The sequence below is a fragment of the Rhodococcus erythropolis R138 genome (genome assembly GCF_000696675.2).
Taxonomy (GTDB): domain Bacteria; phylum Actinomycetota; class Actinomycetes; order Mycobacteriales; family Mycobacteriaceae; genus Rhodococcus_F; species Rhodococcus_F erythropolis.
On record NZ_CP007255.1, the window covers coordinates 870949 to 896113 of the forward strand.

Annotated in this window: 28 protein-coding genes and 1 pseudogene; 14 read left to right on the forward strand and 15 right to left on the reverse strand. The window is 61.1% G+C overall.

What is annotated here, in order from left to right:
* Positions 1-5 precede the first annotated feature (5 nt).
* From H351_RS03885 to H351_RS03895, 3 genes are read right to left on the reverse strand one after another with little or no spacing between them, the layout of a single operon-like run.
* Positions 6-785: a DUF4190 domain-containing protein gene (locus H351_RS03885; protein WP_029256729.1), complete on the reverse strand. Its 780-nt coding sequence runs from the start codon at positions 783-785 to the stop codon at positions 6-8.
* Positions 786-830: 45 nt separating this feature from the next.
* A complete protein-coding gene (locus H351_RS03890) occupies positions 831-1415 on the reverse strand; it encodes a GNAT family N-acetyltransferase (protein WP_029256728.1) in 585 nt (194 codons plus the stop codon).
* Positions 1415-2770 carry a glycosyltransferase family 87 protein gene (locus H351_RS03895; RefSeq protein WP_029256727.1) on the reverse strand — a complete coding sequence of 452 codons (1356 nt, stop codon included), beginning with the start codon at positions 2768-2770 and terminating at the stop codon, positions 1415-1417. Before H351_RS03895 ends, H351_RS03890 begins: the two co-directional genes overlap by 1 nt.
* Positions 2771-2980: 210 nt before the next feature.
* Here H351_RS03895 and rpsF point away from each other — a divergent pair, with 210 nt between their 5' ends.
* The 5 genes from rpsF (at position 2981) to dnaB (ending at position 6528) form a co-directional block, all read left to right on the forward strand.
* Complete coding sequence (gene rpsF, locus H351_RS03900) at positions 2981-3268, forward strand: 30S ribosomal protein S6 (protein WP_003941237.1); 288 nt, start codon at positions 2981-2983, stop codon at positions 3266-3268.
* 64 nt (positions 3269-3332) lie between these two features.
* On the forward strand, positions 3333-3857 hold the full coding sequence (locus H351_RS03905) for a single-stranded DNA-binding protein (protein ID WP_003941248.1): 525 nt from the start codon (positions 3333-3335) through the stop codon (positions 3855-3857).
* 39 nt (positions 3858-3896) lie between these two features.
* Positions 3897-4139, forward strand: a complete 243-nt coding sequence (rpsR, locus tag H351_RS03910) for a 30S ribosomal protein S18 (RefSeq protein WP_003941245.1) — start codon at positions 3897-3899, stop codon at positions 4137-4139.
* 18 nt (positions 4140-4157) lie between these two features.
* Positions 4158-4613, forward strand: coding sequence for a 50S ribosomal protein L9 (rplI, locus tag H351_RS03915; protein ID WP_007735531.1), 456 nt, complete (start codon positions 4158-4160; stop codon positions 4611-4613).
* Between the two features lie 508 nt (positions 4614-5121).
* Positions 5122-6528: a replicative DNA helicase gene (gene dnaB, locus H351_RS03920; RefSeq protein WP_019746049.1), complete on the forward strand. Its 1407-nt coding sequence runs from the start codon at positions 5122-5124 to the stop codon at positions 6526-6528.
* 713 nt (positions 6529-7241) lie between these two features.
* On the opposite strand, the gene H351_RS03925 is transcribed toward dnaB, so the two are convergent.
* The 8 genes from H351_RS03925 to H351_RS03955 all read right to left on the reverse strand — a co-directional run bounded on the left by H351_RS03925 (position 7242) and on the right by H351_RS03955 (position 14965).
* The gene (locus tag H351_RS03925; protein ID WP_029256726.1) at positions 7242-8138 is read right to left on the reverse strand and encodes an SDR family oxidoreductase; all 897 of its coding nucleotides are present in this window, start codon (positions 8136-8138) and stop codon (positions 7242-7244) included.
* A gap of 90 nt (positions 8139-8228) precedes the next feature.
* Positions 8229-8375 (reverse strand): hypothetical protein, encoded by a 147-nt coding sequence (locus tag H351_RS32065; RefSeq protein ID WP_153212849.1) that lies wholly within the window; start codon positions 8373-8375, stop codon positions 8229-8231.
* Between the two features lie 65 nt (positions 8376-8440).
* Complete coding sequence (locus H351_RS03930) at positions 8441-8686, reverse strand: hypothetical protein (protein WP_029256725.1); 246 nt, start codon at positions 8684-8686, stop codon at positions 8441-8443.
* Entirely contained in the window at positions 8683-10191 is a 1509-nt protein-coding gene (locus H351_RS03935; protein WP_029256724.1) for a YhjD/YihY/BrkB family envelope integrity protein, read from the reverse strand. The genes H351_RS03930 and H351_RS03935 overlap by 4 nt, the downstream gene beginning before the upstream one ends.
* A 51-nt stretch (positions 10192-10242) precedes the next feature.
* Positions 10243-11256, reverse strand: coding sequence for an FUSC family protein (locus tag H351_RS03940; protein WP_029256723.1), 1014 nt, complete (start codon positions 11254-11256; stop codon positions 10243-10245).
* A gap of 78 nt (positions 11257-11334) precedes the next feature.
* A complete protein-coding gene (locus H351_RS03945) occupies positions 11335-13455 on the reverse strand; it encodes a xanthine dehydrogenase family protein molybdopterin-binding subunit (protein WP_029256722.1) in 2121 nt (706 codons plus the stop codon).
* The gene (locus H351_RS03950; RefSeq protein ID WP_024488117.1) at positions 13455-14447 is read right to left on the reverse strand and encodes an FAD binding domain-containing protein; all 993 of its coding nucleotides are present in this window, start codon (positions 14445-14447) and stop codon (positions 13455-13457) included. Before H351_RS03950 ends, H351_RS03945 begins: the two co-directional genes overlap by 1 nt.
* Positions 14444-14965 carry a 2Fe-2S iron-sulfur cluster-binding protein gene (locus tag H351_RS03955; RefSeq protein ID WP_019749532.1) on the reverse strand — a complete coding sequence of 174 codons (522 nt, stop codon included), beginning with the start codon at positions 14963-14965 and terminating at the stop codon, positions 14444-14446. The genes H351_RS03950 and H351_RS03955 overlap by 4 nt, the downstream gene beginning before the upstream one ends.
* A gap of 319 nt (positions 14966-15284) precedes the next feature.
* Here H351_RS03955 and H351_RS03960 point away from each other — a divergent pair, with 319 nt between their 5' ends.
* Positions 15285-17084: an alkyl/aryl-sulfatase gene (locus H351_RS03960; RefSeq protein ID WP_029256720.1), complete on the forward strand. Its 1800-nt coding sequence runs from the start codon at positions 15285-15287 to the stop codon at positions 17082-17084.
* Between the two features lie 502 nt (positions 17085-17586).
* Here the strand turns inward: H351_RS03960 and H351_RS03965 are convergent.
* Both H351_RS03965 and H351_RS03970 read right to left on the reverse strand, forming a co-directional pair.
* Entirely contained in the window at positions 17587-18405 is an 819-nt protein-coding gene (locus H351_RS03965) for a MurR/RpiR family transcriptional regulator (protein ID WP_276328033.1), read from the reverse strand.
* Positions 18406-18444: 39 nt separating this feature from the next.
* Positions 18445-18756 (reverse strand): hypothetical protein, encoded by a 312-nt coding sequence (locus H351_RS03970; protein ID WP_029256718.1) that lies wholly within the window; start codon positions 18754-18756, stop codon positions 18445-18447.
* A gap of 70 nt (positions 18757-18826) precedes the next feature.
* Here H351_RS03970 and H351_RS03975 point away from each other — a divergent pair, with 70 nt between their 5' ends.
* Positions 18827-20242 (forward strand): MFS transporter, encoded by a 1416-nt coding sequence (locus H351_RS03975; protein ID WP_051636527.1) that lies wholly within the window; start codon positions 18827-18829, stop codon positions 20240-20242.
* A 33-nt stretch (positions 20243-20275) separates the two neighbouring features.
* Positions 20276-21514, forward strand: a complete 1239-nt coding sequence (locus tag H351_RS03980) for a metal-dependent hydrolase family protein (protein ID WP_029256716.1) — start codon at positions 20276-20278, stop codon at positions 21512-21514.
* Between the two features lie 140 nt (positions 21515-21654).
* Here the strand turns inward: H351_RS03980 and H351_RS03985 are convergent.
* Both H351_RS03985 and H351_RS31340 read right to left on the reverse strand, forming a co-directional pair.
* A pseudogene (locus tag H351_RS03985) lies at positions 21655-22014 on the reverse strand (alpha/beta hydrolase fold domain-containing protein); the annotation flags it as partial.
* A gap of 137 nt (positions 22015-22151) precedes the next feature.
* Positions 22152-22664, reverse strand: a complete 513-nt coding sequence (locus tag H351_RS31340) for a MerR family transcriptional regulator (protein ID WP_081051188.1) — start codon at positions 22662-22664, stop codon at positions 22152-22154.
* Between the two features lie 226 nt (positions 22665-22890).
* On the opposite strand from H351_RS31340, the gene H351_RS03995 reads away from it, so the two are divergent.
* The 6 genes from H351_RS03995 (at position 22891) to H351_RS32195 (ending at position 25119) form a co-directional block, all read left to right on the forward strand.
* Positions 22891-23139: a hypothetical protein gene (locus H351_RS03995; RefSeq protein WP_029256714.1), complete on the forward strand. Its 249-nt coding sequence runs from the start codon at positions 22891-22893 to the stop codon at positions 23137-23139.
* Between the two features lie 59 nt (positions 23140-23198).
* On the forward strand, positions 23199-23390 hold the full coding sequence (locus tag H351_RS31860) for a hypothetical protein (RefSeq protein ID WP_144440098.1): 192 nt from the start codon (positions 23199-23201) through the stop codon (positions 23388-23390).
* A 353-nt stretch (positions 23391-23743) separates the two neighbouring features.
* Entirely contained in the window at positions 23744-23932 is a 189-nt protein-coding gene (locus tag H351_RS04000; RefSeq protein WP_029256713.1) for a hypothetical protein, read from the forward strand.
* Between the two features lie 46 nt (positions 23933-23978).
* Positions 23979-24566 carry a type 1 glutamine amidotransferase domain-containing protein gene (locus H351_RS04005; protein ID WP_029256712.1) on the forward strand — a complete coding sequence of 196 codons (588 nt, stop codon included), beginning with the start codon at positions 23979-23981 and terminating at the stop codon, positions 24564-24566.
* Positions 24567-24580: 14 nt separating this feature from the next.
* Entirely contained in the window at positions 24581-24808 is a 228-nt protein-coding gene (locus H351_RS04010; protein WP_029256711.1) for a DUF6480 family protein, read from the forward strand.
* A 155-nt stretch (positions 24809-24963) separates the two neighbouring features.
* Positions 24964-25119 (forward strand): DUF6131 family protein, encoded by a 156-nt coding sequence (locus tag H351_RS32195; RefSeq protein WP_099698487.1) that lies wholly within the window; start codon positions 24964-24966, stop codon positions 25117-25119.
* Positions 25120-25165 lie beyond the last annotated feature (46 nt).

The window sequence follows — 25165 nt, forward strand, 5'->3', positions numbered from 1 at the left end:
GTGGGTCAGTTCATCCAGAACTCGAGCGCCGGTTCCCGACCCAGCTCGCCTCCGCTGCCGGTGATCACCAGTCCGGCGGAGGTGAGCTTGTATGTCACGTCCTTGTTGGTGACGGTGAATCCGTTGCCGGTGGGCGTCGGATCGTCGAGTTCGATGGTGGCGCCGTCGCTCAGCCGTTGACCCTTGTAGTAGTAGCGGCCGACTCCCGTTTCGCAGATGACGATTCGTGATCCGGTCGTGACGGCGATGGCGACGGCAGGATTGGTGGAGTTGCAACTGGGGCCGCCGGAGATGAAACCCTGACGGTCGGTGCCAGAGACGGTCGGCGCCGGACCGATCGAGGTTGTGACGCGTGGTGGCGTCGTCGTTTTCGGCGCTGTGGTGGGTGCACTCGGTGCCCGAGTCGTGGTCGTGGAGTACGAGTACGGCGTCGTGTAGGTGAAACTCCGCGAACTCGCTTCATCGGCGGCGTTGCCGAAAGCGGCGGCGAGCAGCCCGAAGAACGCGATCCACACGATCACGGCCAGGATGCCGAGTGCGGTGAAGATGTAGCCGATGATCAGTCCGGCAAGGGCGAGTCCGTCGCCTTCTTCGCCGGTCCGTTTGATCTGGCCGCGAGCGATGTGCCCGAAGACGATCCCCAACGGCGCGATGAGGAACGCGAAGACGAGGGCGAGTACCGCGAGTGTGTTCGTCGGGCGCCTGCCGTACGGATCGGGCTGCCCGTACGGAGCCGGTTGCCAATTCTGATTGCCCTGGTACCCGTACCCACCCTGATCGCTCATGAGGTGAATCTTGGCATGGACTTGGCCGAAGAGTGCAGGTGATCGCTAGTTTCGGGTACGTGTCTCGAGCTGAGGTGCGATGGTCGGCCAGTCGTCGTCGGTCATCGCGAACAGCGCTGTTGTACGCCAACTGCCGTCGACGCGGCGTCGGTGCTTGCGCAGCAGGCCCTCGAACTGAGCGCCGAGCTTTGCGATCGCTGCCCTGGACTGTTCGTTGAACTCGTCCGTGTGCCACTCGACGCGTACGGCTTCGAGCTGGTCGAAGGCGTGACGAAGCAGGAGCAGTTTCGATTCGGGATTGATCCCGGTTCCCTGAACAGATCGCGACAACCACGTGTATCCGATTGCAAGACTGCGGTTTACCGGGTCGATCTGGTACATGGACGTAGTGCCGACCACGGCGTTCGTCGCGATGTTCACCTGCGCGAAGGCGATCCGATTCGGGTCGTCGGTTGCTGCAGCGATGTACGTCTGTGCCTGTTCCCGATCGGTGATGGGCGATGCGGTCCAACGAAAGATCGCCGGGTCGTCGGCCGCCGCGAGCAGAGCGTCGGTGTGCGCGACGCCCAGGGGTTCGAGTCGGACACGATCACCGGTCAGCGTCGGTGATTCGAACCATGATGCAGTCATCAGGCGTGCTCCCGTGAGTGAGTCGGAAGGTTGTTGTCGGAGTTCGCAATCTGATCGGTCCCACCGGCAAGCGGATACCGCAGTGGGACTCGCAGGAACAAGAAGAAGAACACGGCGAGCAGGACGACGTGGCCCCACACACTCGCCTGGACGACGGCTTCGTACTTGCTCGGATCGAGATTCATGTCCAGTTGGTAGAAGTACCGGAAGATGCCGATACCCAACGCCGCGTCGGCGATCAGATAGGCGACGATCCAGAACCACCGGATCTTGAACAGTACGAGGAACGGCAGGATCCACAGTGTGTACTGCGGTGAATTGACCTTGTGCAGCAACACGAATCCGCACAACATCGCGGCACTGACTGCAATCCACGGAAAGTAGCCGTCGCGGACGTATCGTCGCCAACCCAGATACATCGCGAGCGCGAACGACAACAGGATCATGACCGGAGACAGGATGCTCACCAGTGCGTCGTAGTCGGCGTTGAGTTCGCGAACTCCGAAACCGTAGAACGGGCGCAACCCCCAGAACCACACCGAGTTGGTGGTGATGTCGGCGCTTCGCTTCTCCTGGAAGCTGAACGACGCGCGCCAGCCTTCGTAGGAAATGAGGGCGAACGGCAGGTTGACGAGGACGACGGTGACGATCGCCGCGCCCGCCGTCATCAGCGCCCCACGAACGTCGTAGCGCTTGCCTTCGGTGCCGCGTAGGAGCACATAGGCCATGAGCGGCAGCACGAACATTCCCGGGTACAGCTTCAAACAGAAACCGATCGCCAGGATGACGGCCGCCAGAACCGCGCGAGTTCGCAGTGGAATCCGCTCGAACGTCATCAGGAAGATCGCGCCGACGCTGGTGGCCACCACCGGGAGCTCCCAGTTGTGGAATGCGTACAGAACCAGGGGCGGAGTCGCCGACCACACGAGCGCGTACGCGCCGCTCATCTTGCCGAGCATCCACGCCGTGAGCAGTCCGAAAGGAGCCAGGATCAGTGCCGAGTGCAGAAGGAAATCGGTGTCGGTGTGTGAGCCGATACCGCCCAGCCACATCAGAATTCCGCTGAGCACCGGGTATTCGACGGTTCCGCCGGTCAGGAATCCTTCGGGCGTTATCCCTCCGGTGACAAAGGGGAACAGATGTTGATCGATTCCTCGTCCGAGCCAGAGCAACTGGATATCGGAGTAGCAGACGTCGATGTTCTTGTTGACGTCGAAGTTCAGGCTTCGGCCGTCGGGCGCGAACGGTGCACCGCCGCATCTGGCCTTGTTGAAATAGCCCAGCGCCATCGTCAGCCCGCACAATCCGACGACCAACGCCAGGATCGACGCCGGGGTCTTGCGGTCTGTTCGCATGATTCTCACCCTAGGGGGCGCAGTGGCTCGCGGGGTGATGCGTCTGCGCCACGCGTCGCGCATCGATCTGGTGGTCTTCTCGGAGGGCCGGGACGATTTCCCTGGTCAAGGCCCCTCGTGTAACCTACGAGGGTTGCTGACGCAACGACCCTCCTGCCACGGATAGTCCGTGGCCGTTTTCACTTAGTCCACAGGAGGTGATGAGGTCTTATGCGTCATTACGAATTGATGGTCATCCTTGACCCCAGCCTGGACGAGCGCACTGTCGCTCCTTCACTGGATACGTTCCTCAATGTTGTGCGCCAGCACGGCGGCACGATCGACAAGGTCGATGTCTGGGGTAAGCGTCGTCTCGCCTACGAGATCCTGAAGCATGCTGAAGGTATCTACGCGGTGATCGACATCAACGCCACTCCCGCCACCGTCGCTGAGCTCGATCGTCAGCTCGGTCTGAACGAGTCGGTTCTGCGCACGAAGGTTCTGCGCCACAACAAGTAATTACTGTCGGTAGCGAGCTCTACTCTCGCGCCCAACGGTCTTACATCAATGCAGGAGGAACCACATGGCTGGCGACACCATCATCACCGTCATCGGAAACCTGACGGCTGATCCTGAACTTCGTTTCACCCCGGCGGGTGCCGCGGTTGCAAACTTCACGGTTGCTTCCACGCCCCGCACCTTCGACCGTAATTCCAATGAATGGAAAGACGGCGATGCGCTGTTCATGCGTTGCAACATCTGGCGCGAAGCAGCCGAGAACGTCGCGGAGAGCTTGACCCGTGGTTCACGAGTAATCGTGAGCGGCCGGCTCAAGCAGCGTTCGTACGAAACTCGCGAGGGCGAAAAGCGAACTGTCGTCGAGCTCGAAGTCGATGAAATCGGTCCTTCACTGAAGTACGCCACGGCAAAGGTCAACAAGGCCAACCGTGGTGGCGGCGGTGGAGGCGGCAACTTCGGCGGTTCCTCCGGCGGATCGGGTGGCGGACGTCCGAGCGCTGCACCTTCGGGTGGAGACGATCCTTGGGGCAGTGCGCCTCAGGCTTCGGGCTCCTTCGGTGGTGCGGGCAGCGACGAACCGCCCTTCTGATCCGTACCTGATCAGGAACATCCAGAAAAGAGCAAAGACATGCCGAAGCCGCCCTTGCGCGACAAGGTTATGAAGAAGAAGGTCTGCACCTTCTGCAAAGAGAAGAACACGCAGATCAACTACAAGGACACGACGTTGCTTCGTAAGTACGTCAGCGATCGCGGAAAGATCCGTGCTCGCCGTGTCACCGGCAATTGCGTCCAGCACCAGCGCGACGTTGCCATTGCCGTCAAGAACTCACGTGAGGTAGCACTGCTGCCTTACGCCACCGTGGCTCGCTAAGGAAAGGGAGGAAAGAACATGAAGCTCATCCTCACCGCTGACGTGGACAACCTCGGTGCGCCTGGCGACACCGTGGAGGTCAAGGACGGCTACGGCCGTAACTACCTGCTCCCCCGCGGACTGGCAATCGTCGCCACCCGTGGCGCCGAGAAGCAGGTCGAGGGCATCCGTCGTGCACAGGAAGCGCGCGCTGTGCGCGGCCTGGATCACGCCAAGGAGCTCAAGGCAGCTATCGAGGGCCTCGAGTCCGTAACGCTGACGGTCAAGACCGCCGGTGGCTCGGGCAAGCTCTTCGGTTCGGTTACCGTCGCTGACGTCGCTGCTGCGATCAAGGCTGCCGGTGGACCGGTTGTCGACAAGCGCTCCATCGTGTTGCCGAAGGCTCACATCAAGAACACGGGCAAGCACGCCGTGGTCGTGAACCTGCACCCCGATGTGGTTGCCAAGTTCAACCTGAACGTCGTCGGCGCATAGTCGACTGTTCGTCTCGTCGGGCCCCGCACACTTCGGTGTGCGGGGCCCGACGTTTTGTTTCGGGGTGCGGTGTGCCGCCTGACAGCGTCCCGAATCGGACCTGGGGATAACTCTCACACTGTGATGTTCGACTTGGTGATCAGTGACGAATCGGGCGAGGCAACACGCCCGACACGCCGACGCGCCGACTGTGGAAAAACTATTTTCATCAACAGGCCTGTGAAATTGGGGATAGCCATCTACCTGGTCTTTTGTGGTTGCTAGGCAAAGTAGTCCCCAAATGCTCCACAGGCGGTGCACACCGTGGGGCGGGAGTTTCCACAAAGCATCCACAGGTTTATCCACAGTCCGGTTTGTATGCGGACCTACTAGTCCCTAACGTCATCTCGGCGTCTATCTACAGCCCGGCCGAATGCGGCTAGGGGATGTCGGTGGGGGCAGGTACAAATGATGAGGGCGCTGCGGTTTCTGGCAGTGTCGTCGAGTGTTTTACGGGAAGGTCTCGCTTGTGGCTGTTGTAGATGATCGAGGACCTTCCGACTTCTCGGGGCCGGACTACCCGGGCCCTCCCGAGGCCGAGCCCGACCAGGAGTTCGGACGCCAGCCACCTCAGGACATGACTGCCGAGCAGTCGGTGCTCGGCGGCATGCTGCTGAGCAAGGACGCCATCGCTGACGTCCTCGAGGTACTGCGTCCGGGTGACTTCTACCGGCCCGCCCACCAGTCCGTCTACGACGTGATCCTGGACCTCTACAGCCGTGGCGAGCCCGCCGACCCGGTGACGGTCTCCGCCGAGCTCGACCGTCGAGGTGAGCTCCGCCGTATCGGTGGTGCTGCCTACCTGGTGACGCTGACCCAGACAGTGCCCACAGCCGCCAACGCCGCCTTCTATGCCGAGATCGTGGCCGAGAAGTCCGTGCTGCGTCGTCTGGTCGACGCCGGTACTCGCATCGTCCAGTACGGCTACGCCGGCACCGAGGGCCAGGACGTGGCCGAGGTTGTCGACCGCGCGCAGGCCGAGATCTTCGAGGTCACCGAGCGTCGAACCACCGAGGACTTCGTACCCCTCACCGAGCTCCTCCAGCCCACGATGGACGAGATCGACTCCATCGCCAGCCGCGGCGGAATTTCCCTCGGTGTGCCCACCGGATTCAAGGATCTCGACGAGATCACCAACGGTCTTCACGCTGGTCAGATGATCATCGTCGCGGCTAGACCTGGTGTGGGCAAATCGACCCTTGGAATGGATTTTTTGCGTTCCTGCTCCATCACGCACGGCATGGCCAGCGTCATGTTCTCGTTGGAAATGAGTAAAACCGAGATCGTCATGCGTCTGCTGTCCGCAGAGGCAAAGATCAAGCTCGGTGACATGCGTTCCGGCAAGATGACCGACGACGACTGGACCAAGCTCGCGCGTCGTATGAGTGAGATCAGCGAGGCGCCGCTATTCATCGACGACTCCCCCAACCTCACTATGATGGAAATTCGCGCAAAAGCGCGGCGGCTCAAGCAGAAACACGACATTCGCCTGATCGTCATCGACTACCTCCAGCTGATGAGCTCAGGTAAAAAGGTCGAGTCCCGTCAGCAGGAAGTCTCCGAATTCTCCCGTAGCCTAAAGCTTTTGGCGAAGGAGCTCGAAGTTCCGGTTGTCGCGATCTGTCAGCTCAACCGTGGTCCCGAGCAGCGAACCGACAAGCGTCCCCAGGTCGCCGACCTTCGTGAGTCCGGTTCCCTCGAGCAGGACGCCGACATGGTGATCCTGCTGTACCGCCCCGACGCGACCGAGCGGGACGATCCGCGTGGCGGTGAAGCCGACCTGATTCTGGGTAAGCACCGTAACGGTCCGACCGCCACAATCACTGTGGCGCACCAGCTTCACCTCTCGAAGTTCGTCGATATGGCGCGGGGATAGCTGCTGCTGCCGCCATCGCCCGATAATGAGACAAAAAATCGGTCATGGTGGGATTTTGGGACGAGTACCAGCGGTTATGTCGGTGCTGGGACAAAGCGCGGATGTAGGCCCAGCACACACCGTCTGGCTCTGGGGTAGTTGCGTGCCGTACTCCAAATTGAACTCCCCCCATGTAGACGGACTGAGAAAATCAGTTCCGACTATATGGGGCAGTTTGATTCGTGTACGGAGCTCGTCGACCTGAGATACAGCGCTGCGACTGGGTCGAGTTGAAAAATCGTGAGCGTGGTTCTTCAGCGTCTAGTCTGTGCGGGGCAGTTCGTAGCTGGCGATGGGGCGGAGTTTGTCGATGTTCGCCCGGGCGAGGTTGTACAGCGCAGTGCCGGTGGGTGTGAGGTCGCGAGGCCCATTGTGCATTCTTCGAGTGAAGATTTCCGTTCCGAGTGACTTGGAGAATTTCGCGCAGGTTTCCTTCCGCTACAAGCTGCGTTCGAATCGTTGGGTCGAGGCATTCGCGAGGGCAATCCTCCTTCAAGGATCCTGACCTCACGTGGAACCGCGGGGGGTAGATGATTGCGCAGGTATTCCGCTACCTCGTGGGTGCTCCCCGTATCGGAGGGGTCCGCCGGGCCGACCACAGCCTCCCCGACTGAGGGGCTTGCAGGTTCAGCTGAGTTTTCCGATTTCGGTACGGCGTTTGTCGAATCGCATATTCAGGTGAGCGGTTTGCCACCCGTCACACCGATGACTTCCCCAGTGGTGTAACTGGATTCGCCGGACGCGAGAAATACATAGGCGGGGGCAAGCTCGGCCGGCTGACCTGCCCGCCCGAGTGGAACGTCGTCCCCGAACGTCTCGAACTTCTCCTTGGGCATCGTCGCTGGAATCAGTGGCGTCCAAATCGGCCCAGGTGCAACGGCATTGACCCGGATTCCCTTTCGTGCGACATCGGCGGCCAGCCCCTTGGTGAAGTCGATGATGCCCGCCTTTGTGGTGGCGTAATCGAGCAGTTCGGGAGATGGGGACGCACCTTGGATGGATGAGGTATTCACGATCGTCGAGCCGGGCTTCATCTGCGCAATCGCTGCTTTGGAGAGCCAGAAGAGTGCGTAGAGGTTGGTTTTCATCACACGGTCGAATTGTTCGGTGGTTATGTCGGCGATTCCGCCCATCTGCACCATCTGAAACGCAGCGTTGTTCACCAAGATGTCGAGTCCGCCGAGTTCACGCACCGCGGTTTCGACCAAAGCAGAACAATGTTCCTCGCTTCGGAGATCTCCAGGTACCGAGACGGCTTTGCGGCCTGCCTCCTCGACCCAGCGAGCTGTTTCTCGAGCGTCCTGGTCTTCCTCGTCGAGATAACTCAGGACGACGTCAGCGCCTTCCCTCGCAAATGCAATCGCGACCGCACGTCCGATGCCCGAATCTGCTCCGGTGACAATCGCGCGCCTGCCTTCGAGTCGACCACTTCCCCGATAGGTGTTTTCGCCGTGGTCTGGAGGAGAGACCATGTCTGCGGTGAGACCGGGGTGTGCGATCTCCGCCTGCCGTTCACGCACAGGAGCGGGGAACCGCGTGGTCGGGTCTTGCATTGCGTACTGGTCCGGCATATCGATACTCCTCGGGTGACGCAGTTTCTCGTGGGCTTCTGGATGGATGCACTGCACATGCCTCCTTCCCGCCGAATAGAAATCGAAACCTCAGGATGGCCGGGTGCCGCCGTCGAGCGTGCAGTGGGCGTTGCCGGCGAATCGGCTCAGTCGTGATGCTGCAATCTGTTCGCCGGCGAGTGCGAAGTCGAAAATACCTGTCATAGCTTCGGACGGGAGAATTGCAAGGAGCTTCATCGTTGGAATCTTGTTCGAATCCGGGACATCGTGCCGATCGTTGCCGCAAACGTCGACGGCGCTCGCTAGTTGTGCTTGGTGAGGCGGGAACGCTGCTTGCTGCGGCGGAGGACAAGTACGAACACCACTAAGAGACCGAGCGCCGCCGCGACGGCTGCAGGCCGCTGCTTTACCCGTTCCACGTCACGCGACACCTCACCCTTGACGCGGGCCGGTACGTTCGCCTTTTCGGCGAGTGCGCCTACGGTTGCGGCTAGAGCCTCACGTTGGGCTCGAACATTCTCGTCGGGTCCGTCTGCGGTGGTGCTCATTTCACGCCCTTCTTGGCAGTAGCGATGTCAGCTTTGACGCTTTCGACGGTCTCTTCCGGAAGTGGTGGCGCCGCGGACTTCGCTCGTTTGGCTCCCACGAGTGCGGTTATTGCTCCGATGGCGATCACGATTGCCGCGATGATCAGAGCTGCAAGCCAAGGTTCGAGGGTTGTGGCCAATCCGAGTACTGCTGCCGCCAGAAGTACCGCGAAGCCGTACAGCAGCAGCAGTGCGCCGGCGCCGGAGATACCGACCCCTACACCGAACCGGGTGCTCTTCGTCTTGACTTCGGCTACTGCGTGCGACATTTCGGCCCGTACGAGGTCGGACACCTGCTCGGTGAGGCGCTCGACGAGTTGTACGGTCGACAGTGCGTGCGGGTCTACGCCCTCTGTGTCGACAGTTTTCGGCGGCGCGGTGCTCGGAACGGTTGCCCGGCTATCGGATCGCTCGGTCATGGTCGACGTCCCTTCGTTGTCTTCGCCGCCGTGCGTTTCGCGAAGTTCGCGACCGGCGGCGATATCGTGTGCGTGCAGACGAGCGTTCTTTTCCGAAACGCTGGTGTCCCGAGGAGGCAGTCGCAGGAATTCTTCGGCTTCGATTCCGGCCTGTAACTGCCGGCCGCGTTCGAGTTCCGCGTCAACTTCTGCTCCGAACAACAACGCAAGATTGGTGATCCACAACCAGAGGAGGAAGATGACCGCCCCGGCCAACGATCCGTACGTCTTGTTGTAACTACCGAAATGACTTACATAGAAAGCGAATCCGACTGAAGCCACGATCCACACTGCAATAGCGAGTGCTGCTCCGACGCTGATCCAACGAAATTTCGGCTGTTGCACATTGGGAGTCACGTAATACAGCACCGCCACCGCCAACGCGACACAGATCAGAATGACGGGCCACTTCGCAATATTCCACGTCGTCACCGCGCCGTCTCCGATGCCGAGCTGATCACCCAGCGCCTTGGCGACAGGTCCGCTGACGACCAGCATCAAGATCACCGCGGCAACCAACAGAAGTCCTGCGAGGGTGACGACCAGTTGCAGAGGACGAAGTTTCCAGACCGGCCTGCCTTCCTCCACCTCGTACATACGATTCATCGCTCGCCCGAATGCGCCGACATAGCCGGAGGCCGACCACAACGCACCCGCGAGACCGATGATCAATGCGAAACCGGCGGTAGGGGCCGCCACCAGTTGTTCGACGGTGCCACGCATCGTGTCCACGGCCGAGTCCGGTCCGACAGCGGCCACCAGTTCCATCACCGTGTCCACACTGGCACGCCCCTGGCCGACAACTCCCAGCAGGGACACCAGCGCCAGAAGCGCCGGGAACAGTGACAGCACAGCGTAGTACGTCAAAGCCGCCGCCAGATCGGTGCACTGATCGCGAGTGAACTCTCGGGCAGAACGTCGTGCTACGAACTTCCACGACTGCGCCGTCAGGTCGGTCGGATCGGAAGGCTTACGCGCGTCATCCGCATCAACCGTGTGTGTCACCATGCCCGAGTTGCTACCCAGTGAGCCGGGTGTCGAAACTCGGTCGAGACTCCCCTAGCTTCCGTACTCCTCTCGATCGAGGACAGCGAGCGCCGCAAGTAACCCACGGCTGGAGAGAACTATCGAAGGTGCGACGGACGTTGTGACTGTTCCCTGCTGCACGAGCTTTTCGAGTGCGGTCAATCTTTCACGGGCAAGGGGCAAGGTCGTGACGGAACGATGGTCGGTAGGGTCGTGCACCGGACCTCTTCCCGCATCGGCAAAGGCTATGGCCATCGCTTCGAGCAACTCCGAGACGGCACTTTGCAAACTCCCGTTCTCGTTGAAATCGCCGTCCTCGACGGCAAGGATCAGGCCCATGAGATGTAGCGCTGCTCGATCGAGTGCTTCGGCGGCCGGGCGAAACAACTCGGATCCTCCTATACGCAACCACCCACGTTTGCGAAAGTTTCCGACCAGGCTGGCTTCACCGTCCATCACCGCGGTCTCCGCGGCAACGGATTTGTTCACCGACAGAGCGCGTTGACGCCATGAACCCTGTGTTTCAGCACTGGCTTTCACGTCCGCGGCCATCTGTCGGAGAATGTCCGCGACCTCATGCGTACGTGCCACCAAGAGGTCTCTGGCGTCGGAGAGATAGTCCGGCGGCACCAACACGGCATTGACCGCGATGCCCACGAATACTCCGAGCACTACGTCACCAATGCGGTGCATCACCAAGTACGGGTTGGTTGCTGTTCCGTACAGAAGGACCAATACGGCGGTGACGGCGACCCAAATCCCGTCAGGCGACAACCGCGGAATGCGGCCGACGAGTATTCCTGCACCCGTTGCGATGGCCAATGCAGCGACGGTCGGAAGGGTCACCGCCGCGACGGCGGCCACAACAACTCCGAGGACGACCACACTGACCTGGCGGGCGGCCACCCGCATCGAGTTCCGCACGGTGTTCCCGATGATGAAGAGTGCAGCGTACGGAGCGAGAAATGCTTCAGGGCTATGAAAGACGCTGTTCGCGATCACCCACGCGATGACTACGGCGACTGCGCCTTTCAGAGCTGTGATCAAGCCTATGCTTTCACATCGCTGAATGAGGGGATGCTCGAGAATTGCTTGCTCCTTAACCTTCTACGGTCGTCCGAAGACTCATCTGAACAGGACCTTGTCCGCTGTTACCGGCAAGTCGCGTACCCGCACACCGGTAGCATCGTAGATAGCATTGACAACAGCGGCTGCTGCCCCGACGATCCCGATCTCGCCGGCGCCCCGCGATCCCATCGGGTTGACGTGTGCGTCAGTCTCGTCGAGCCAGAAGGCTTCGATGTCTTGCACATCCGCGTTTGTGCTGATGTGGTAGCTCGCCAAGTCGTGAGTCATCACGTGGCCGAACCTGTTGTCCCGGAAGCTTTCCTCGTGCAACGCCATCGACAATCCCATCGTCATTCCTCCGATGAGCTGTGAGCGAAGCGTTTTTGCATTGATTGCGCGTCCGATCGAGAATGCACCGAGCATCCGGGGGATCCTGATCTCGCCGGTCTCGCGATGTACGCGCGCTTCCACGAAATGAGCACCGAATGAATGCATGGAGTAAACGTCCTCATCCGGATTCTCCGGCGTCTCAGTTGTCGTCTCCACGCCGGCAAGGGGAGTGGCGCTGTGTTCCGCGCGGAACTGACGGGCAGCCGCGACGATAGTAGAGCCCCACGACGAGATACCGGCGGAGCCACCGGCAACTGTGGCGAAAGGGAATGTGGTGTCGCCGATTTGGAGCCGAACTTCCTCTATGTGGCATTCGAGAGCATCGGCGGCGATCTGAGTCAGAGCGGTCCAGGTTCCCGTGCCAATGTCGGCCGCCCCGATCTGAACAGTGTAAATTCGATCGGCTCCGAAGACGATGCGCGCTTTCGAACCGGGGTTCGTCATTGCCGGATAGGTTGCCGCTGCCATGCCGGTACCCACCATCCAGTTGCCGTCCGGACTGAGACCACCACGCACCGGACGTCGTCCATCACGCCGACTCCGATCTTTCCACCCGAATCTCTCCGCGCCTGCGTACATGCAGTCGATCAAATTCCGCCCTGACCAAGGTTTTCCGCTCTCCGGATCCACTTCGGGTTCGTTCCGAACACGAAGTTCGATCGGGTCGAGGCCACAAGCTACGGCAAGCTCGTCCATCGCTACCTCGACCGCATACATACCCGGAGTCTCGCCCGGGGCACGCATCCAGAACGGGACTGCAACATCGAGGGCTGCAACCCGGTGCGAGGTAGAGCGATTAGGTGTGGCGTACATGATCCGGGTGGCAACAGCAGTCTGTTCCGCGTATTCCTTGATCTTCGACGTTTGCTCGATTACGTCGTGGGACATCGCCGTCAGAAGACCGTGGGAGTTCGCACCGAGGCGCAGGTGCTGAATGGTGGATGTGCGGTATCCGACGATCGCGAACATCTGCTGCCGCGTGAGCGCGAACTTGACAGGTCGCCCCGCCGTCCTGCGGGCAGCAAGAATCGCTAATACGTTGTGCGCGTGAGGTGATCCCTTCGAACCGAACCCTCCGCCGACATGTGGCGCCACGACTCGCATCTGCTCGAGTTCGAGCCCGAACATGGGCGCCAGGGTCTCGCGAACGACATGAACGCCCTGAGTAGAGTCGTACAGGGTGACGCACGCCCGCCCACCCTCGGCGTCGTCCTCCCAGATTGCAATGCAGGCGTGCGGTTCCATCGGATTGTTGTGTTCGAGTGGAGTGGTGTAGGTCTGATCTATCGTCACATCCGCAGCCACGAATGCCGACTCGACATCGCCGTCGGTCGTGTCGGTCGCGAATCCGTTGACGTCCTCCGGGGCGTAGAGGTCGTCGCGATCGGCTCGTAGCTCGGAATCATGAGGGAGTTCGTCGTACTCGACTTGTACCAACCCGGCTGCATGACGGGCTGTCTCGGGTGTTTCGGCAATCACAGCACCGATGAATTGTCCGCGAAAGTGGACGGCTGGGTCCTGGAGTACGGACAGCTCTCGGTCTTCGGTATCCGCCAAGCGTGGGGCATCGAAAACGGTGATCACGGCGACGACACCCTGAAGTGCCTCTGCCAGTTCCGTTTTCATGCTGACGACGCGGCCACGCGCAACCGTCGCCTGGACGGCGTGCAGGTAGGTGGGATTCTCCACGGGATGTTCGAACGCGTAGAGCGCCGTCCCCGTGACCTTCGCGGACCCGTCGAGACGCTCCATCGGATTTCCCAGGTAGCCCGGTTCGATCATCCTCATCACGTCGGCCCTCCGGTGGTGAGTGACCTCAGCACCGAAACCATGACGCCGCGTGTCAGGGGAATCTTGAAAGCATTGCCCGACTGTGGGTTCGCGTTCGCCAACTCGGCATCTGCGGCTTGCACGAACACTTCCTCGGTAGGCGGGGATCCCAGCAAGACCTCTTCCGCCTTGTACGCGCGCCAGGGGCGGTGCGCCACGCCTCCGATGGCGATTCGGGCGCCCGCGACAATACCGTTTTCGAGTTCGATCTCAGCGGCAACCGAAACCAGAGCGAAAGCGAAGGAGGCGCGATCGCGTGTCTTGACGTACGTCGACAGCGCCGCCGGTGCAGGCACGGGCAGCTCCACTGCAACGATCAACTGGTCGGGTTTCAGAACTGTGTCATGTTCCGGTGAATCTCCAGGGAGACGGTAGAATTCGTTGACAGGAATGTTGTGCTCGCCACGGCGGTCCCTTACGACGACCACGGCGTCCAACGCAGCCAGCGCGACCGCCATGTCGGACGGGTGCACGGCGATGCATTTGTCGGAAGCCCCCAGGATTGCGTGGTAGCGCACGTGGCCGCCGACGGCGGAGCAACCAGATCCGGGTTCCCGCTTGTTGCACGGAGTTGTCACGTCCTGGAAGTAGACGCAGCGGGTAGCTTGCATCAGATTGCCGGCTGTTGTCGCGGCATTACGAAGCTGCCCTGAAGCTCCGGCCAGGAGAGCGCGAGCAAGCACCGCGTATCGGCGGCGGATGACGGGGTGGGCTGCGAGATCGCTGTTTCGAACTGTCGCGCCGATGCGGACTCCTCCATCCGGAAGCATCTCCACTCCGGCGAGGGGCAGCCGACTTACATCGATCACCATGCGCGGGTTGGTCACGCCGAGTTTCATACGGTCGACCAGATTCGTACCACCTCCGAGAAAGGCGGCGCCGGGGTTTTCAGTCACCAGGGCCAACGCGCCGTCGACATCCTCGGCGCGTCGGTACTCGAACGGCATCACGACTGCACTACCTGTCGAATCGCTGCGACGATGTTGCCGTACGCAGCACAGCGACAGAGATTCCCGCTCATGCGTTCTCGAATCTCGGCGTCGTCCAGATCCGGGTCAGCATCGAGGTCCTCCGTGACATGACTGGGGTGCCCGGCCTTCACCTCGTCGAGCATCCCCACTGCCGAGCACACCTGTCCCGGGGTGCAGTACCCGCACTGGAGCGCATCCTGGTCGAGAAAGGCTTGTTGTACGGCATGCAGACCGTCGTGGCCCGCCAAACCGTTTGCCGTGGTGATCTGTGCGCCGTCCTGTGCCACTGCGAACGTCAAACACGTAACGGCGCGCCGCCCGTCGAGGAGGATCGTGCACGATCCGCACTGCCCGTGGTCACAACCCTTCTTCGGGGACGTCACGCCGAGGCGATCCCGCAGCGCGTCGAGCAGCGTGGTTCGAGTGTCGACCGTCAGGGTGTGGCTGCTGCCGTCTACCATCAACGTGATCTCGGCATCGATTCGCGAAGACTCCATGACGAGCACCTACCCAGCTCCGGATTACTCAAACGGGTAGCGTCACGATCTGACGAGGCGGCGTTTGCAAGATCCCTCACAGGGTAAGGCGTTTTTGCCCGATCTCAGCGTCAGAAGATCCGATCACCGCGGTAGCCTGGGTCATCCGCTTCGGGTGATGACCGATCGCGGCGTGATCGCGATTATGAGTCGAAGAGTTCACGTGGAAGGTGATGTCGGCACCGGTTTGCGAAACATTTCGTGCGCACCGTCAATCCGGAATCCCGTCCGGCAATGTGTTCTCGCTACGGAACCGCCGACAGTCTCGCGAGGAGTCCTGATGTCCGCTGATTTTGCCGACCGCACCGATTTCGACAATGCAGGTCGTGGCCTGGTCGCGAAGCTCGAACCCGCGCAGATACATGCCGGTGACGGCCGTGTTGTCTACGACGCGGCGGGTTTCGCCCAGGCGACTACAGGAGACTGTCCAGACACCGTGAATCCGAGCCTGTGGCGTCAAGCGCAGCTCACTGCAATACACGGGCTCTTCGAGGTCACCGGAGGTATCTATCAGATTCGGGGTTACGACCTGTCGAACATGACTCTCGTAGAGGGCGAGACCGGGGTGATTGTGATCGATCCGCTCGTCTCCGCCGAGTGCGCATCGGCGGGTCTGGCACTGTATCGAGAACACCGCGGCGATCGCCCTGTCAGCGCAGTCATCTACACCCATTCACACATAGACCACTTCGGTGGTGTGCTCGGCGTTGTCGCAGCTGATACCACAGTGCCGATCATCGCTCCTGAACATTTCCTCGAACACGCGGTCTCCGAGAACGTCTATGCAGGGGGCGCGATGTTGCGGCGTGGGATGTTCCACACAGGCATCGTGCTGCCGGTCGGTGCAACTGGCACGCTGGGCGCGGGCCTCGGGCCCAGCACATCCACCGGGACCGTCGGCCTTCTTGCGCCGACCTTGGACATCACGCACACCGGTCAGGAGGAGACATTCGACGGTGTGCGCATGATTTTCCAGGTCACTCCCGGTACCGAGGCTCCCTCGGAAATGAACTTCTTCTTCCCCGATCACCGCGCATTGTGCCTGGCGGAGAATGCAACTCACAACTTGCACAACCTCCTCACCTTGCGCGGCGCGGAAGTGCGCGACGCGCGCAACTGGTCGCGCTACCTCGCCGAAGCAATCGAAATGTTTGCCTACGACTCCGACGTTGCATTTGCCTCGCATCATTGGCCAACCTGGGGGACCGACAATCTGATCGGGTATCTCACCGAGCAGCGCGACCTCTACGCCTACCTCCACGATCAGACGTTGCGTCAGCTGAACCAGGGACTCGTAGGGGCCGAGATCGCCGAAAACTTCGACATGCCACCCACTCTCGATGCTGCATGGCACACCCACGGATACTACGGTTCGGTCAGCCACAATGTGAAAGCGATCTACCAGCGCTACCTCGGGTGGTACGACGGCAACCCCGCTCACCTCTGGCAGCATCCGCCGGAAGGCGCAGGCGCGCGCTACGTACGCGCAATCGGTGGGATAGAGGCAGCCGTCGCAAAGGCCCGCGAGTTCGCCGACGAAGGGGACCTGCGCTTCGCCGCCGAGCTAGCCAGTCACGCTGTGTTCGCCGAGCCCGGGCACGCCGGTGCGAAAGAGGTTCTCGCTGAGGCATTGACGCGGCTGGGCTATGGCTCCGAGTGCGCCACATGGCGTAACAACTACCTCGTCGGAGCCAGTGAAGTCGACGGCCCACCGCATCCTGCCGAAGTCAGCGCAGCCGGGATGGCGACTGCACTGACCATCACGCAAGTCTTCGACAGCGTCGCCATCCGGATCAACGGCCCGAAGGCCTGGGATGTGACGGCATCGATACGCTGGCACTTCACCGACGTGGACCAGACGTATCGAATGGAACTCTCCAACGGTGTCCTGATTCATTACCCGACGGGGCGGTCTGATCCCGCCGATCTCGTTGTGGCACTGACGAAACCGCAGCTGCTTGGTCTGCTGGCAGGTTCCGGTACCGATGACATCGCGATGGATGGCGACACAACGACGATCAGCAGGATCGTCGGGCTGACCGATAAACCCGATCCGGCCTTCCCTATTGTGACTCCGTAAGCGGTTGGAACGGCGTTAGAATGCAGATCACTCGCGCCTCATTCCCTGTATGAGCTTTCCTGCCGCTAGGTGCGGAAAGCGAGCTCGTGCCAAGTCCAAACTGCGGTCAACGGTGTTACCGCAGAGCAGCTTTCGCGTTTTCGTCGTCCGCGCCAGCCCTTGCGGGGGCCAGTTGGACGCTCACGAGGCCGAGGTCCATGCTATGGCGGGGGTCGAGCTCGAGGACGTGACGTCTTCACCGTGAAGGTCACGGCTTCGATCGGCGAAAGTCGCGCGATCCTGAGGGGCGGGCAGCGTGCCCGGGGATGAATATCGAGTTGTATCCATCGGTTTGACCATCTGATCGAAAAGGGCCCGGACTATTTTGCGGAGAAGCAGTGCGCGCAGGACCGCGAGCGGCCGACTGCGGTATTCCTTTGGATCCGCGCACAGTGGTCAGTAATACCACGGTCATCCAGGGCAAAGAGGTGAGGTTGTCGCCGTTGCAGTGGAGGCTCTGGCGTCAGGGCTGATCGTCCATGAGATCAAGTTGTTCCCAAGCCTTTTCGATGTTTCTGGCCGAGGAGCGCACATCGGAGCTTTCGAGTTGAGCGAGGATGGACTGCACGACGGCGACCATGGCGGTCAAGGACGGGGTGGGGTTGATGCCTTCGATCGGCGTGATCACGACGTGGTCGGCATACGTGTTGAGGGGCGATGAATGCAGGTCGGTCAGCACGGCGATGGTCGCGCCTCTTTCGCGGGCCTGGCGTGTCAGTCCCCGCAGCGCGCGGGTGAGCCGCCAGACGTTGACAACGATCAGGCAGTCGCGTTCGTCCAGGTGCGACACGGGTATTGCCTGCGACGTCGCGGGGCCGGCCGCGACGTGAATGTCGAAGCCGTAGATGGATGCCAGGTAACTGAGGATATGAGCAGGTCCTATGCCGGATCCGCTTGTGATGACCACGATTCGGCGGGCTGAGATCATCGCGTCGGCGATGCACTTGATGGCGGTGATGTTGGCGTCGGTCGAAACGCTGGCGAGGTTTGCCGCGTCCTGCCTCAGCATTTGCGTTGCTGCATCCTTTGAATCGGGATGGTCGGGGCTCGTTGTGACGAGCGAATTGAGATATTCGGTGCGGAGCGCCTGACGTAGGTCGCTCCATCCGTCGAAGTCGAGCTGCTGTGCGGTTCGCACCACCGTAGAGACATTCACCCCCGCACGCTCGGCGACTTCCCGGCCCGAAGCGTAAGAGGCGAACTGCGGCATCTGCGCGAGAACCTGCATGACCCGATCGGCCTGCGCTCCGAGATTCGCGTGCTCTGCTCGTTGTGCGAGCATCGTCCCCACTGTCACTTCGAAGCGCCTCGTTTCACCGGATCAACTACAAGGGCCTCGAGTGTCGATGGCGACCTGAAACACCTCACTGCTCGCCGTCACGCTACCACCCGCTGCTTCCAGGATTCCCTGCGAGAACTCAGCGCGAAGGGGCGCATTCTGCCAGGTCTCGTAGGCGCAAGCATCCGGCCATGCCGCGACGGCGATCACAGTACCGACGTCGTTCGACTTGAGGCAGAGCTGTGAAGACTCCGCACCAGACAATTCGAGGACTCGTGCGCTCTCGTAGTAGCGAACGACGTCGTCTCTGCGGTCTGGCGAGACGTGAAGTGTGAGGATCGTGAAAACAGTCATGATCAAAGTGTTGCACAGGTCACGTGAATGCGCTTAATGTTGCACGCACCAACTTTGAAACGGAGATCGCATGACTACTTCTGCGGGTGCGACACGGGCGCAGGGTGATGCTCTTTTGGCCAGACTGGACAATCTGGAGCCGGGGAAACCTCACCGGCGTCTGATGTTCATGGGCGGCCTGGGCTACACGTTCGACTCGTTCGACGGCGCCCTGATGGGGTACGCGCTCTCGGCGCTGATCATCATCTGGCACATCCCTTCCGAGACCGGCGGTTGGTTGTTGTCGTCGATCTTCTTCGGGTATCTCGTCGGTGCGTTGGTCGCGGGAGTTCTCGCCGACCGTTTCGGTCGGCGCAGGCTCATGATGAGTTCGTTGCTCATCTTCTGCGTGTGCAGTTTGCTGATGGGCACCGCGAACTCGCTGCCGGAACTGTTCGTCTGGCGTGCACTCGCCGGTGTCGGAATCGGTGCGGAGACCGCGCTGATTGCGCCCTACATCTCCGAGTTTCTTCCTGCCCGGGTCCGCGGCAAGTTTGTCGCCAGGACTGTTGGGTTCCTCGCGTTCGGGTACGTCCTCGCCGGAGTGGTTGCCCCGCTGGTCATCTCGCCCAATCCGGCGGTGGGTTGGCGCATCGCAGCGGTTCTGTGTGCGCTTCCGGTGGTCTTGTTGCTGTGGTGGCGACGCCGGCTCCCCGAGTCCCCCCGTTACTTGCTGTCGAAGGGGCGTATTGCAGAGGCGGCTGAAGTCGTCGAAAACATGGAACGCGAATCCGGGGCCAAACCATCGGCAGAGCCCCTGGAGACAGTCGACTCGGTAACGGATCCGGCAGCGTCGTCGCCTGCCGTCACCCCCGATCGGGGGATGCTGGCTCCCTTGGCGGGATTGTGGCGAGGCGGTCTTGCCCGCACGACGATCGTGATCTGGCTGTTGTGGTTCATTCTGATCGGAGTGAACTACGGCTTTTCGTCATGGCTTCCTACCTTGTTGGTGTTGGAGAAGGGGCTCACGCTGACGAACTCCTTCCTGATCGCTCTCATCACCTCTCTTGCGCAGGTCCCGGGTTACTACATTGCCAGCTTGTTGATCGACAAGATGGAGCGAAAGTGGCTCCTCGCGATCTACGCACTCGGCGCGACAGGCGGCGCGGTGGTCGTGGCATTCGCCGACAACACCCCGGTTCTCGTGCTCGGCTCTGCGCTGTTGGCAGCGTTCACAAACGGAGCGGCCGGCGTGTACTACACCTACACCGCAGAGCTCTACCCGACGGCGGTTCGCGCTACGGCGATGGGCGCTGCCTCCGCTGTCGGCCGCCTGGGCGCGATCTTCGCACCGATCGCCATCGGCTACCTCTTCGCACGTATCGGCTGGGTGAATGTGTTCCTGGTCTTGGTAGGTGCTCTCGCCGTCGCTGTCGCTGTGGTGGTGATCTTCGGTGCACGTACCTCGGGCCGCAGCCTCAACGAGAGCGTTCCCGCCGGTCACTGACCACCATTGCGAGTTCTTCAAAGGAGACAGATCATGCACGTTCGTGTAGTAAACGCCCACACCCTCGAACCCTCGTCAGGGGTGCGGCAACAGAATGCCTGGATCGACATCGTCGACCGAATGATCGTCGACAGCGGGATCGGAGAGCCTCCGACGCCGCACGGTGGTGACTTCCGAATTATCGACGCCGGTGGGGGCACGGTCATGCCCGGCCTGGTCGATGCCCATGTGCACATTCTCGTGACCTCGACGAACGCTGCGGAGCGTGCTCAGTGGACGCCGGGTTACGCGACGGTCAGGGCTCTGCGCTCCGCCGGTGACATGCTTCGCCGAGGTTTCACCACGGTGCGCGATGTCGGTGGCGCCGATCACGGGATGGCCCGTGCCTTGAGAGAGGGCTTGGCCCCTGGCCCACGTTTGATCTTCGGCGGTAAAGCGCTGTCCCAGACGGGCGGTCACGGCGACTTCCGCTCTCTCAACGACGATTCTCAGCCCTGTTGTCAGCTCAAACCCGACTTCGGGCGCATCGCGGACGGCGTCGACGCCGTCCGCCACGCCGCCCGCGACGAGTTTCGAAAAGGTGCGCACCATCTCAAACTCGTTGTTTCCGGAGGAGTTGCGTCCCCGACCGATGAAATCTCGGCGGTGCAGTACACATCGGACGAAATTCGTGCGGCGGTGGTCGAAGCCGAGAACCACAACCGGTACGTCACGGTGCACGCCTACCATCCTCGCGCGGTGAATCAAGCCTTGAAGGCCGGTGTTCGATGCGTCGAGCACGGGAATCTCATCGACGAAGAGTCGATTCGTCTGCTCGTCGAGAATGATGCATTCCTCGTACCGACGATCATCACATACGAGGCAATGTACGAGGCCGGTGCAGCCTCCGGTCTTTCGGCAGGATCACTGAAGAAGCTCGACGAGGTCCGCATCGCCGCCGTCGGCGCTCTCGAACAGGCCCACCGGGCGGGAGTGAATCTGGTCTACGGTAGCGACCTTCTCGGGGATCTGCAGGCGCGGCAACTCGACGAGTTCACCATCCGTGGGCGCGTCCAGCCGAACATCGACGTGATCCGCAGCGCCACCAGTACTGCTGCGCGCCTGCTCGGCATGGAAGGACAGATCGGTACTCTCGCGCACGGTGCTCACGCGGATTTGCTTGTGCTGGAAGGGGATCCGGAACAAGATCTAGCGGTCCTCACCGCGCCGGTGAAGTACTTGCGCCACGTACTCCATGCCGGAGTGGTCACCGACATCGCTGCGGCACGCTAACTGTCGAAACTTGCCGGGCATTCCTCGCGTAGCAATGCCCGGCAAACTCGCGCCTCCGGTTCGAAGCGTTGGAAGAGTGTCGATTTCAACCCGCAGTGATCAGGGCTGACGGTTGCGTCATCATGTGGTTTTCTGTGTGTTCAGCTGCCGTGCAGTGCCGTTCGAAGTGCGTTGACCGCGAGGGTCCGTGCGACGTTGGCTGCTCGGGTGTCTCGGAGGCCGTCGAGGAGCAGGAAAACGTGAACCATTCCTGCCACGCGCACCGAAGTCACATCGACACCGGCTTCGCGGCGCCTGTCCGCGTACGGTTCGCCTTCGTCTCGTAGCACGTCGGCTTCGTCGGTGATGACCAGCGTGGTCGGAAGTCCAGTTAGTTCGTCGAGGGAAGCCTGTAGGGGTGCTGCGTGCACTTCTGCACGCAGCGCGGGGTCTGACGTGCATGCATCCCAGAACCGCTTCTTTCCGTCACGCGTGAGGTAGTAGCCCTCGGCGAATCGAAGGTAGGACGGAGTATTGAAGCTGCGTCAGTGGGAGTGTTCGGACTCTGTGGACCAGGGCGCGATGCACGTCCCACTGGCCGCCTTCCCTGCACTTGAATGCCAAGCAGGCTGCAGGACAGGAGGTATGGCGGCGGCAGTCAGTAGTCGTCGACTGGGGCAGGGATCGACTGCTCGATCAGGTCACCTTCGGGCGCAGGCCACACGGCGTCGTTGTCGATGGTGATGGGGTCGTTGTCGAGAGCGTCACCGTCGATAGTGATTGTCTGCTCCACACGATCGACATCTGGTGTCGCATCGTGCGCTGCGTGCGGGATGGATGTCATGGCCGAGTTCCTCTCCTTACGTAGTTCCGTGTTGTCGCGGGTGAGCCGTTGATTGTCCTGTTGCAGTGAGGCGGTGTGTGCTTCGAGTTCGAGCACTCGCCCGATGCCGACCAGATTGATGCCGTCTCCGATCAGTTCCGCGATGCGACTAAGTCGCGTGAGGTCAGCGTCGCTGTAACGGCGTGTGCCGCCCCGTGTGCGGGCCGGGGTGATCAGCCCATGCTGCTCGTAGAGGCGCAGTGTCGCGATGGTGAATCCCGACAGTTCGGCGGTTACCGAGATTCCATAGAGGCCAGGAATGGCGGGGAAACCAGGTGTATGCGGCACCGTGCCTCCTGTCTGATCGAGTTCTCCGCGGAATCTTGAACTGATCTGATCCAAGTGATATACCAAATCTACAGTATTTACGATAGAAATTGGCTGGGTGCGGCGCCGCTCGAATGTTCGGGCACCGGTCTTCGCGGTAGGTGTGCTACTGCGGGGCCGATGGGCGCCGGAATGTCGAAAGACTCTGCCTACAAGACTGTTTCGCGTTGAAGATGACGGTGGCGTGATGGAGCGATACAAGATAACGCTCGCGGACGGATCGAGCGGTGACGAGTTCTTCGAATCCGACAACCAGGCGATTCTTGCTGCAACCGACGCCAACGGCGGAAGCAGTCAAGGGCTGCATGTGCAGCGCTACGACGATCGTGGTCGATTGCTGCCTACGAAGCTGCCGCCGGGCGGGCATCGCGGTACCCGATGCTCTCGTGCCCACACCCAGAACGACCCAAGAACTGCGTGGACACGCAGCAGGTGAAGTCACGTTTCCTCAACGCGTGAGTTGGGTAACAAATCGGGGTCGGTGAAGGAGGACTCGTGGTGGATGTCGTGGTGTGGACGGAATCCGAAGAGCGCGAAAGGTGGTGGCGCGAGATGGTGGGAATCGCGCCTTCCGGAGACCGTTGCGTAGCAAGAGATGTCGGAGAGCAGCCGCGTGCCAAGATTTCCACGGCCTCGGCAAGGCGTGAATCGACGCCCACTGCGCTTCGCGGCGTGACCGCAGCCTGACTGCCGGCCCAACAGGAGGGTGGAAACACGGTGCTGAACATTGTTCTGTTGCTTGTGATGCTGAGTATCGGCATGAGCGTGGTGATGTATCTCGACTTCCGATGGCTTCGCCCCTCCGTGCGAGATGATCGCCGACGGTTTGCCTATCGGGGGCATGGGGGGATCACCAAGTCGTAGATCCATATCTGTCGACCCAGGTCGCCATCAGCGGTATCCCCCATCCCTCGGGTGTGAACCGGACAGTCGGAGTGAAGACGCGTTCGGCCGGCACCTGACGTAATTGATGCGGTGCGGCGTTGATTCGTCGTCGCGGTCGATGATTGAAGAAACGTCGGCTGGGGAAGGTGAGCGGAATGGCTACTTACAGAGTGATCAATCCTGCAGGCGACGTCACCGCGACGCGAGACATCGAGAGCGCTGACGATGCGCATGCTTGGTTCGTGGATGCCCGCGCCGACAACTCGGAACTGGGATGGCGTATGGAAGTTCGCCATGATGGCGAATGGTCGTTCTTCGACGACACCGAGGGCGCATCCAGCTGAGCAGTCGCTCAACGGGTGTGACGAAGATGAGGAAGGACGTTCAAGCATGAGTCAATTACTCGCAGGAAAGAAAGTGGCATTCCTCGTGGCGACGGAGGGAGTCGAACAGATCGAGTTGACGGATCCCTGGGATGCATTGGTTGCCGAACACGCTCAGCCGTCGATTGTTTCGACAGAATCCGGCACCATCCAGGCGTTCAACCACCTCGACAAAGCTGACGTCTTCGACGTGGACGCGGTGGTCGAGTCGGCGGAGTCGTCCGAATACGACGCTCTCGTCCTGCCCGGGGGTGTGGCCAACCCTGATTTTCTCCGCATGAATCCAGAGGCGGTGGCGTTCGCCCGGAGTTTCTTTGATGCCGGGAAGCCTGTCGCAGTGATCTGCCACGGACCGTGGACGCTGGTCGAAGCTGGCGTGGTGGCCGGTCGTACGCTGACTTCGTGGCCTAGTTTGCGTACCGATATCACGAACGCCGGCGGCACGTGGGTTGACGAAGAAGTCGTGGTCTGTGCTTCTGGCCCGAATACGTTGATATCGAGCCGCAAGCCCGATGATTTGCCGGCGTTCTGCGCGAAACTTACCGACGCGCTCCGGCAGCCCGAGGCATCGACGAGGACTTCCGAGGGAAGTTGACCGGGAGGTAGATCGTGACTTCTACACCGCCCGAACCAGATCCGGAAAATACCCCTGACCTGGAACCCGGAGGCGGGGTCAAGCCGGGGAGCACCCCACCCGACGCTCCCCAGACGTCGGGATTGTCCGAACCCGAACCCTCGACCGTCAAACGCTTTCCAGTAACCGGGATCGCAGCGATCGTCGCGGTCGCGTTGGTTGTCATCGTTTTCGTCATCGCTGCGGTGGCCATACTGGCATGATTTCTGCGACTGGAAGCCTTTGCCCGGGAACCTTTGTCGCGTGCACAGGAACCGAACGTCCAGGCTGCCCGCATGCCAACGGTGAGATTCTTGTTTGGGGGCTGTGACCAGCGGGTACGTCGGCCTCAATGGGTGATTGGATGAAGGAGTACGCCATGATCATTCTTGGAATTGTCTTGTTGATCGTCGGCTTCTTGACTGGGATCTCGATTCTGTGGACGATCGGCATCATTCTCGTCGTCGTCGGGGTCATTCTGTTTGCGCTTGGTGCTGCCGGACATGCTGTAGGTGGTCGGCGGCACTACTACTGACGCTGCGGCTCCCGGGCGCCAGGGCGGGTCTCGTAACCCGATTTGT

What these genes read in the sequence shown, in the direction of transcription:
- H351_RS03885 (WP_029256729.1), bottom strand. Translation starts at nt 785, where the DNA reads ATGAGCGATCAGGGTGGGTACGGGTACCAGGGCAATCAGAATTGGCAA.
- H351_RS03890 (WP_029256728.1), bottom strand. Translation starts at nt 1,415, where the DNA reads ATGACTGCATCATGGTTCGAATCACCGACGCTGACCGGTGATCGTGTC.
- H351_RS03895 (WP_029256727.1), bottom strand. Translation starts at nt 2,770, where the DNA reads ATGCGAACAGACCGCAAGACCCCGGCGTCGATCCTGGCGTTGGTCGTC.
- rpsF (WP_003941237.1), top strand. Translation starts at nt 2,981, where the DNA reads ATGCGTCATTACGAATTGATGGTCATCCTTGACCCCAGCCTGGACGAG.
- H351_RS03905 (WP_003941248.1), top strand. Translation starts at nt 3,333, where the DNA reads ATGGCTGGCGACACCATCATCACCGTCATCGGAAACCTGACGGCTGAT.
- rpsR (WP_003941245.1), top strand. Translation starts at nt 3,897, where the DNA reads ATGCCGAAGCCGCCCTTGCGCGACAAGGTTATGAAGAAGAAGGTCTGC.
- rplI (WP_007735531.1), top strand. Translation starts at nt 4,158, where the DNA reads ATGAAGCTCATCCTCACCGCTGACGTGGACAACCTCGGTGCGCCTGGC.
- H351_RS03925 (WP_029256726.1), bottom strand. Translation starts at nt 8,138, where the DNA reads ATGCCGGACCAGTACGCAATGCAAGACCCGACCACGCGGTTCCCCGCT.
- H351_RS32065 (WP_153212849.1), bottom strand. Translation starts at nt 8,375, where the DNA reads ATGAAGCTCCTTGCAATTCTCCCGTCCGAAGCTATGACAGGTATTTTC.
- H351_RS03930 (WP_029256725.1), bottom strand. Translation starts at nt 8,686, where the DNA reads ATGAGCACCACCGCAGACGGACCCGACGAGAATGTTCGAGCCCAACGT.
- H351_RS03935 (WP_029256724.1), bottom strand. Translation starts at nt 10,191, where the DNA reads ATGGTGACACACACGGTTGATGCGGATGACGCGCGTAAGCCTTCCGAT.
- H351_RS03945 (WP_029256722.1), bottom strand. Translation starts at nt 13,455, where the DNA reads ATGAGGATGATCGAACCGGGCTACCTGGGAAATCCGATGGAGCGTCTC.
- H351_RS03955 (WP_019749532.1), bottom strand. Translation starts at nt 14,965, where the DNA reads ATGGAGTCTTCGCGAATCGATGCCGAGATCACGTTGATGGTAGACGGC.
- H351_RS03960 (WP_029256720.1), top strand. Translation starts at nt 15,285, where the DNA reads ATGTCCGCTGATTTTGCCGACCGCACCGATTTCGACAATGCAGGTCGT.
- H351_RS03965 (WP_276328033.1), bottom strand. Translation starts at nt 18,405, where the DNA reads ATGCTCGCACAACGAGCAGAGCACGCGAATCTCGGAGCGCAGGCCGAT.
- H351_RS03970 (WP_029256718.1), bottom strand. Translation starts at nt 18,756, where the DNA reads ATGACTGTTTTCACGATCCTCACACTTCACGTCTCGCCAGACCGCAGA.
- H351_RS03975 (WP_051636527.1), top strand. Translation starts at nt 18,827, where the DNA reads ATGACTACTTCTGCGGGTGCGACACGGGCGCAGGGTGATGCTCTTTTG.
- H351_RS03980 (WP_029256716.1), top strand. Translation starts at nt 20,276, where the DNA reads ATGCACGTTCGTGTAGTAAACGCCCACACCCTCGAACCCTCGTCAGGG.
- H351_RS03995 (WP_029256714.1), top strand. Translation starts at nt 22,891, where the DNA reads ATGGAGCGATACAAGATAACGCTCGCGGACGGATCGAGCGGTGACGAG.
- H351_RS04000 (WP_029256713.1), top strand. Translation starts at nt 23,744, where the DNA reads ATGGCTACTTACAGAGTGATCAATCCTGCAGGCGACGTCACCGCGACG.
- H351_RS04005 (WP_029256712.1), top strand. Translation starts at nt 23,979, where the DNA reads ATGAGTCAATTACTCGCAGGAAAGAAAGTGGCATTCCTCGTGGCGACG.
- H351_RS32195 (WP_099698487.1), top strand. Translation starts at nt 24,964, where the DNA reads ATGATCATTCTTGGAATTGTCTTGTTGATCGTCGGCTTCTTGACTGGG.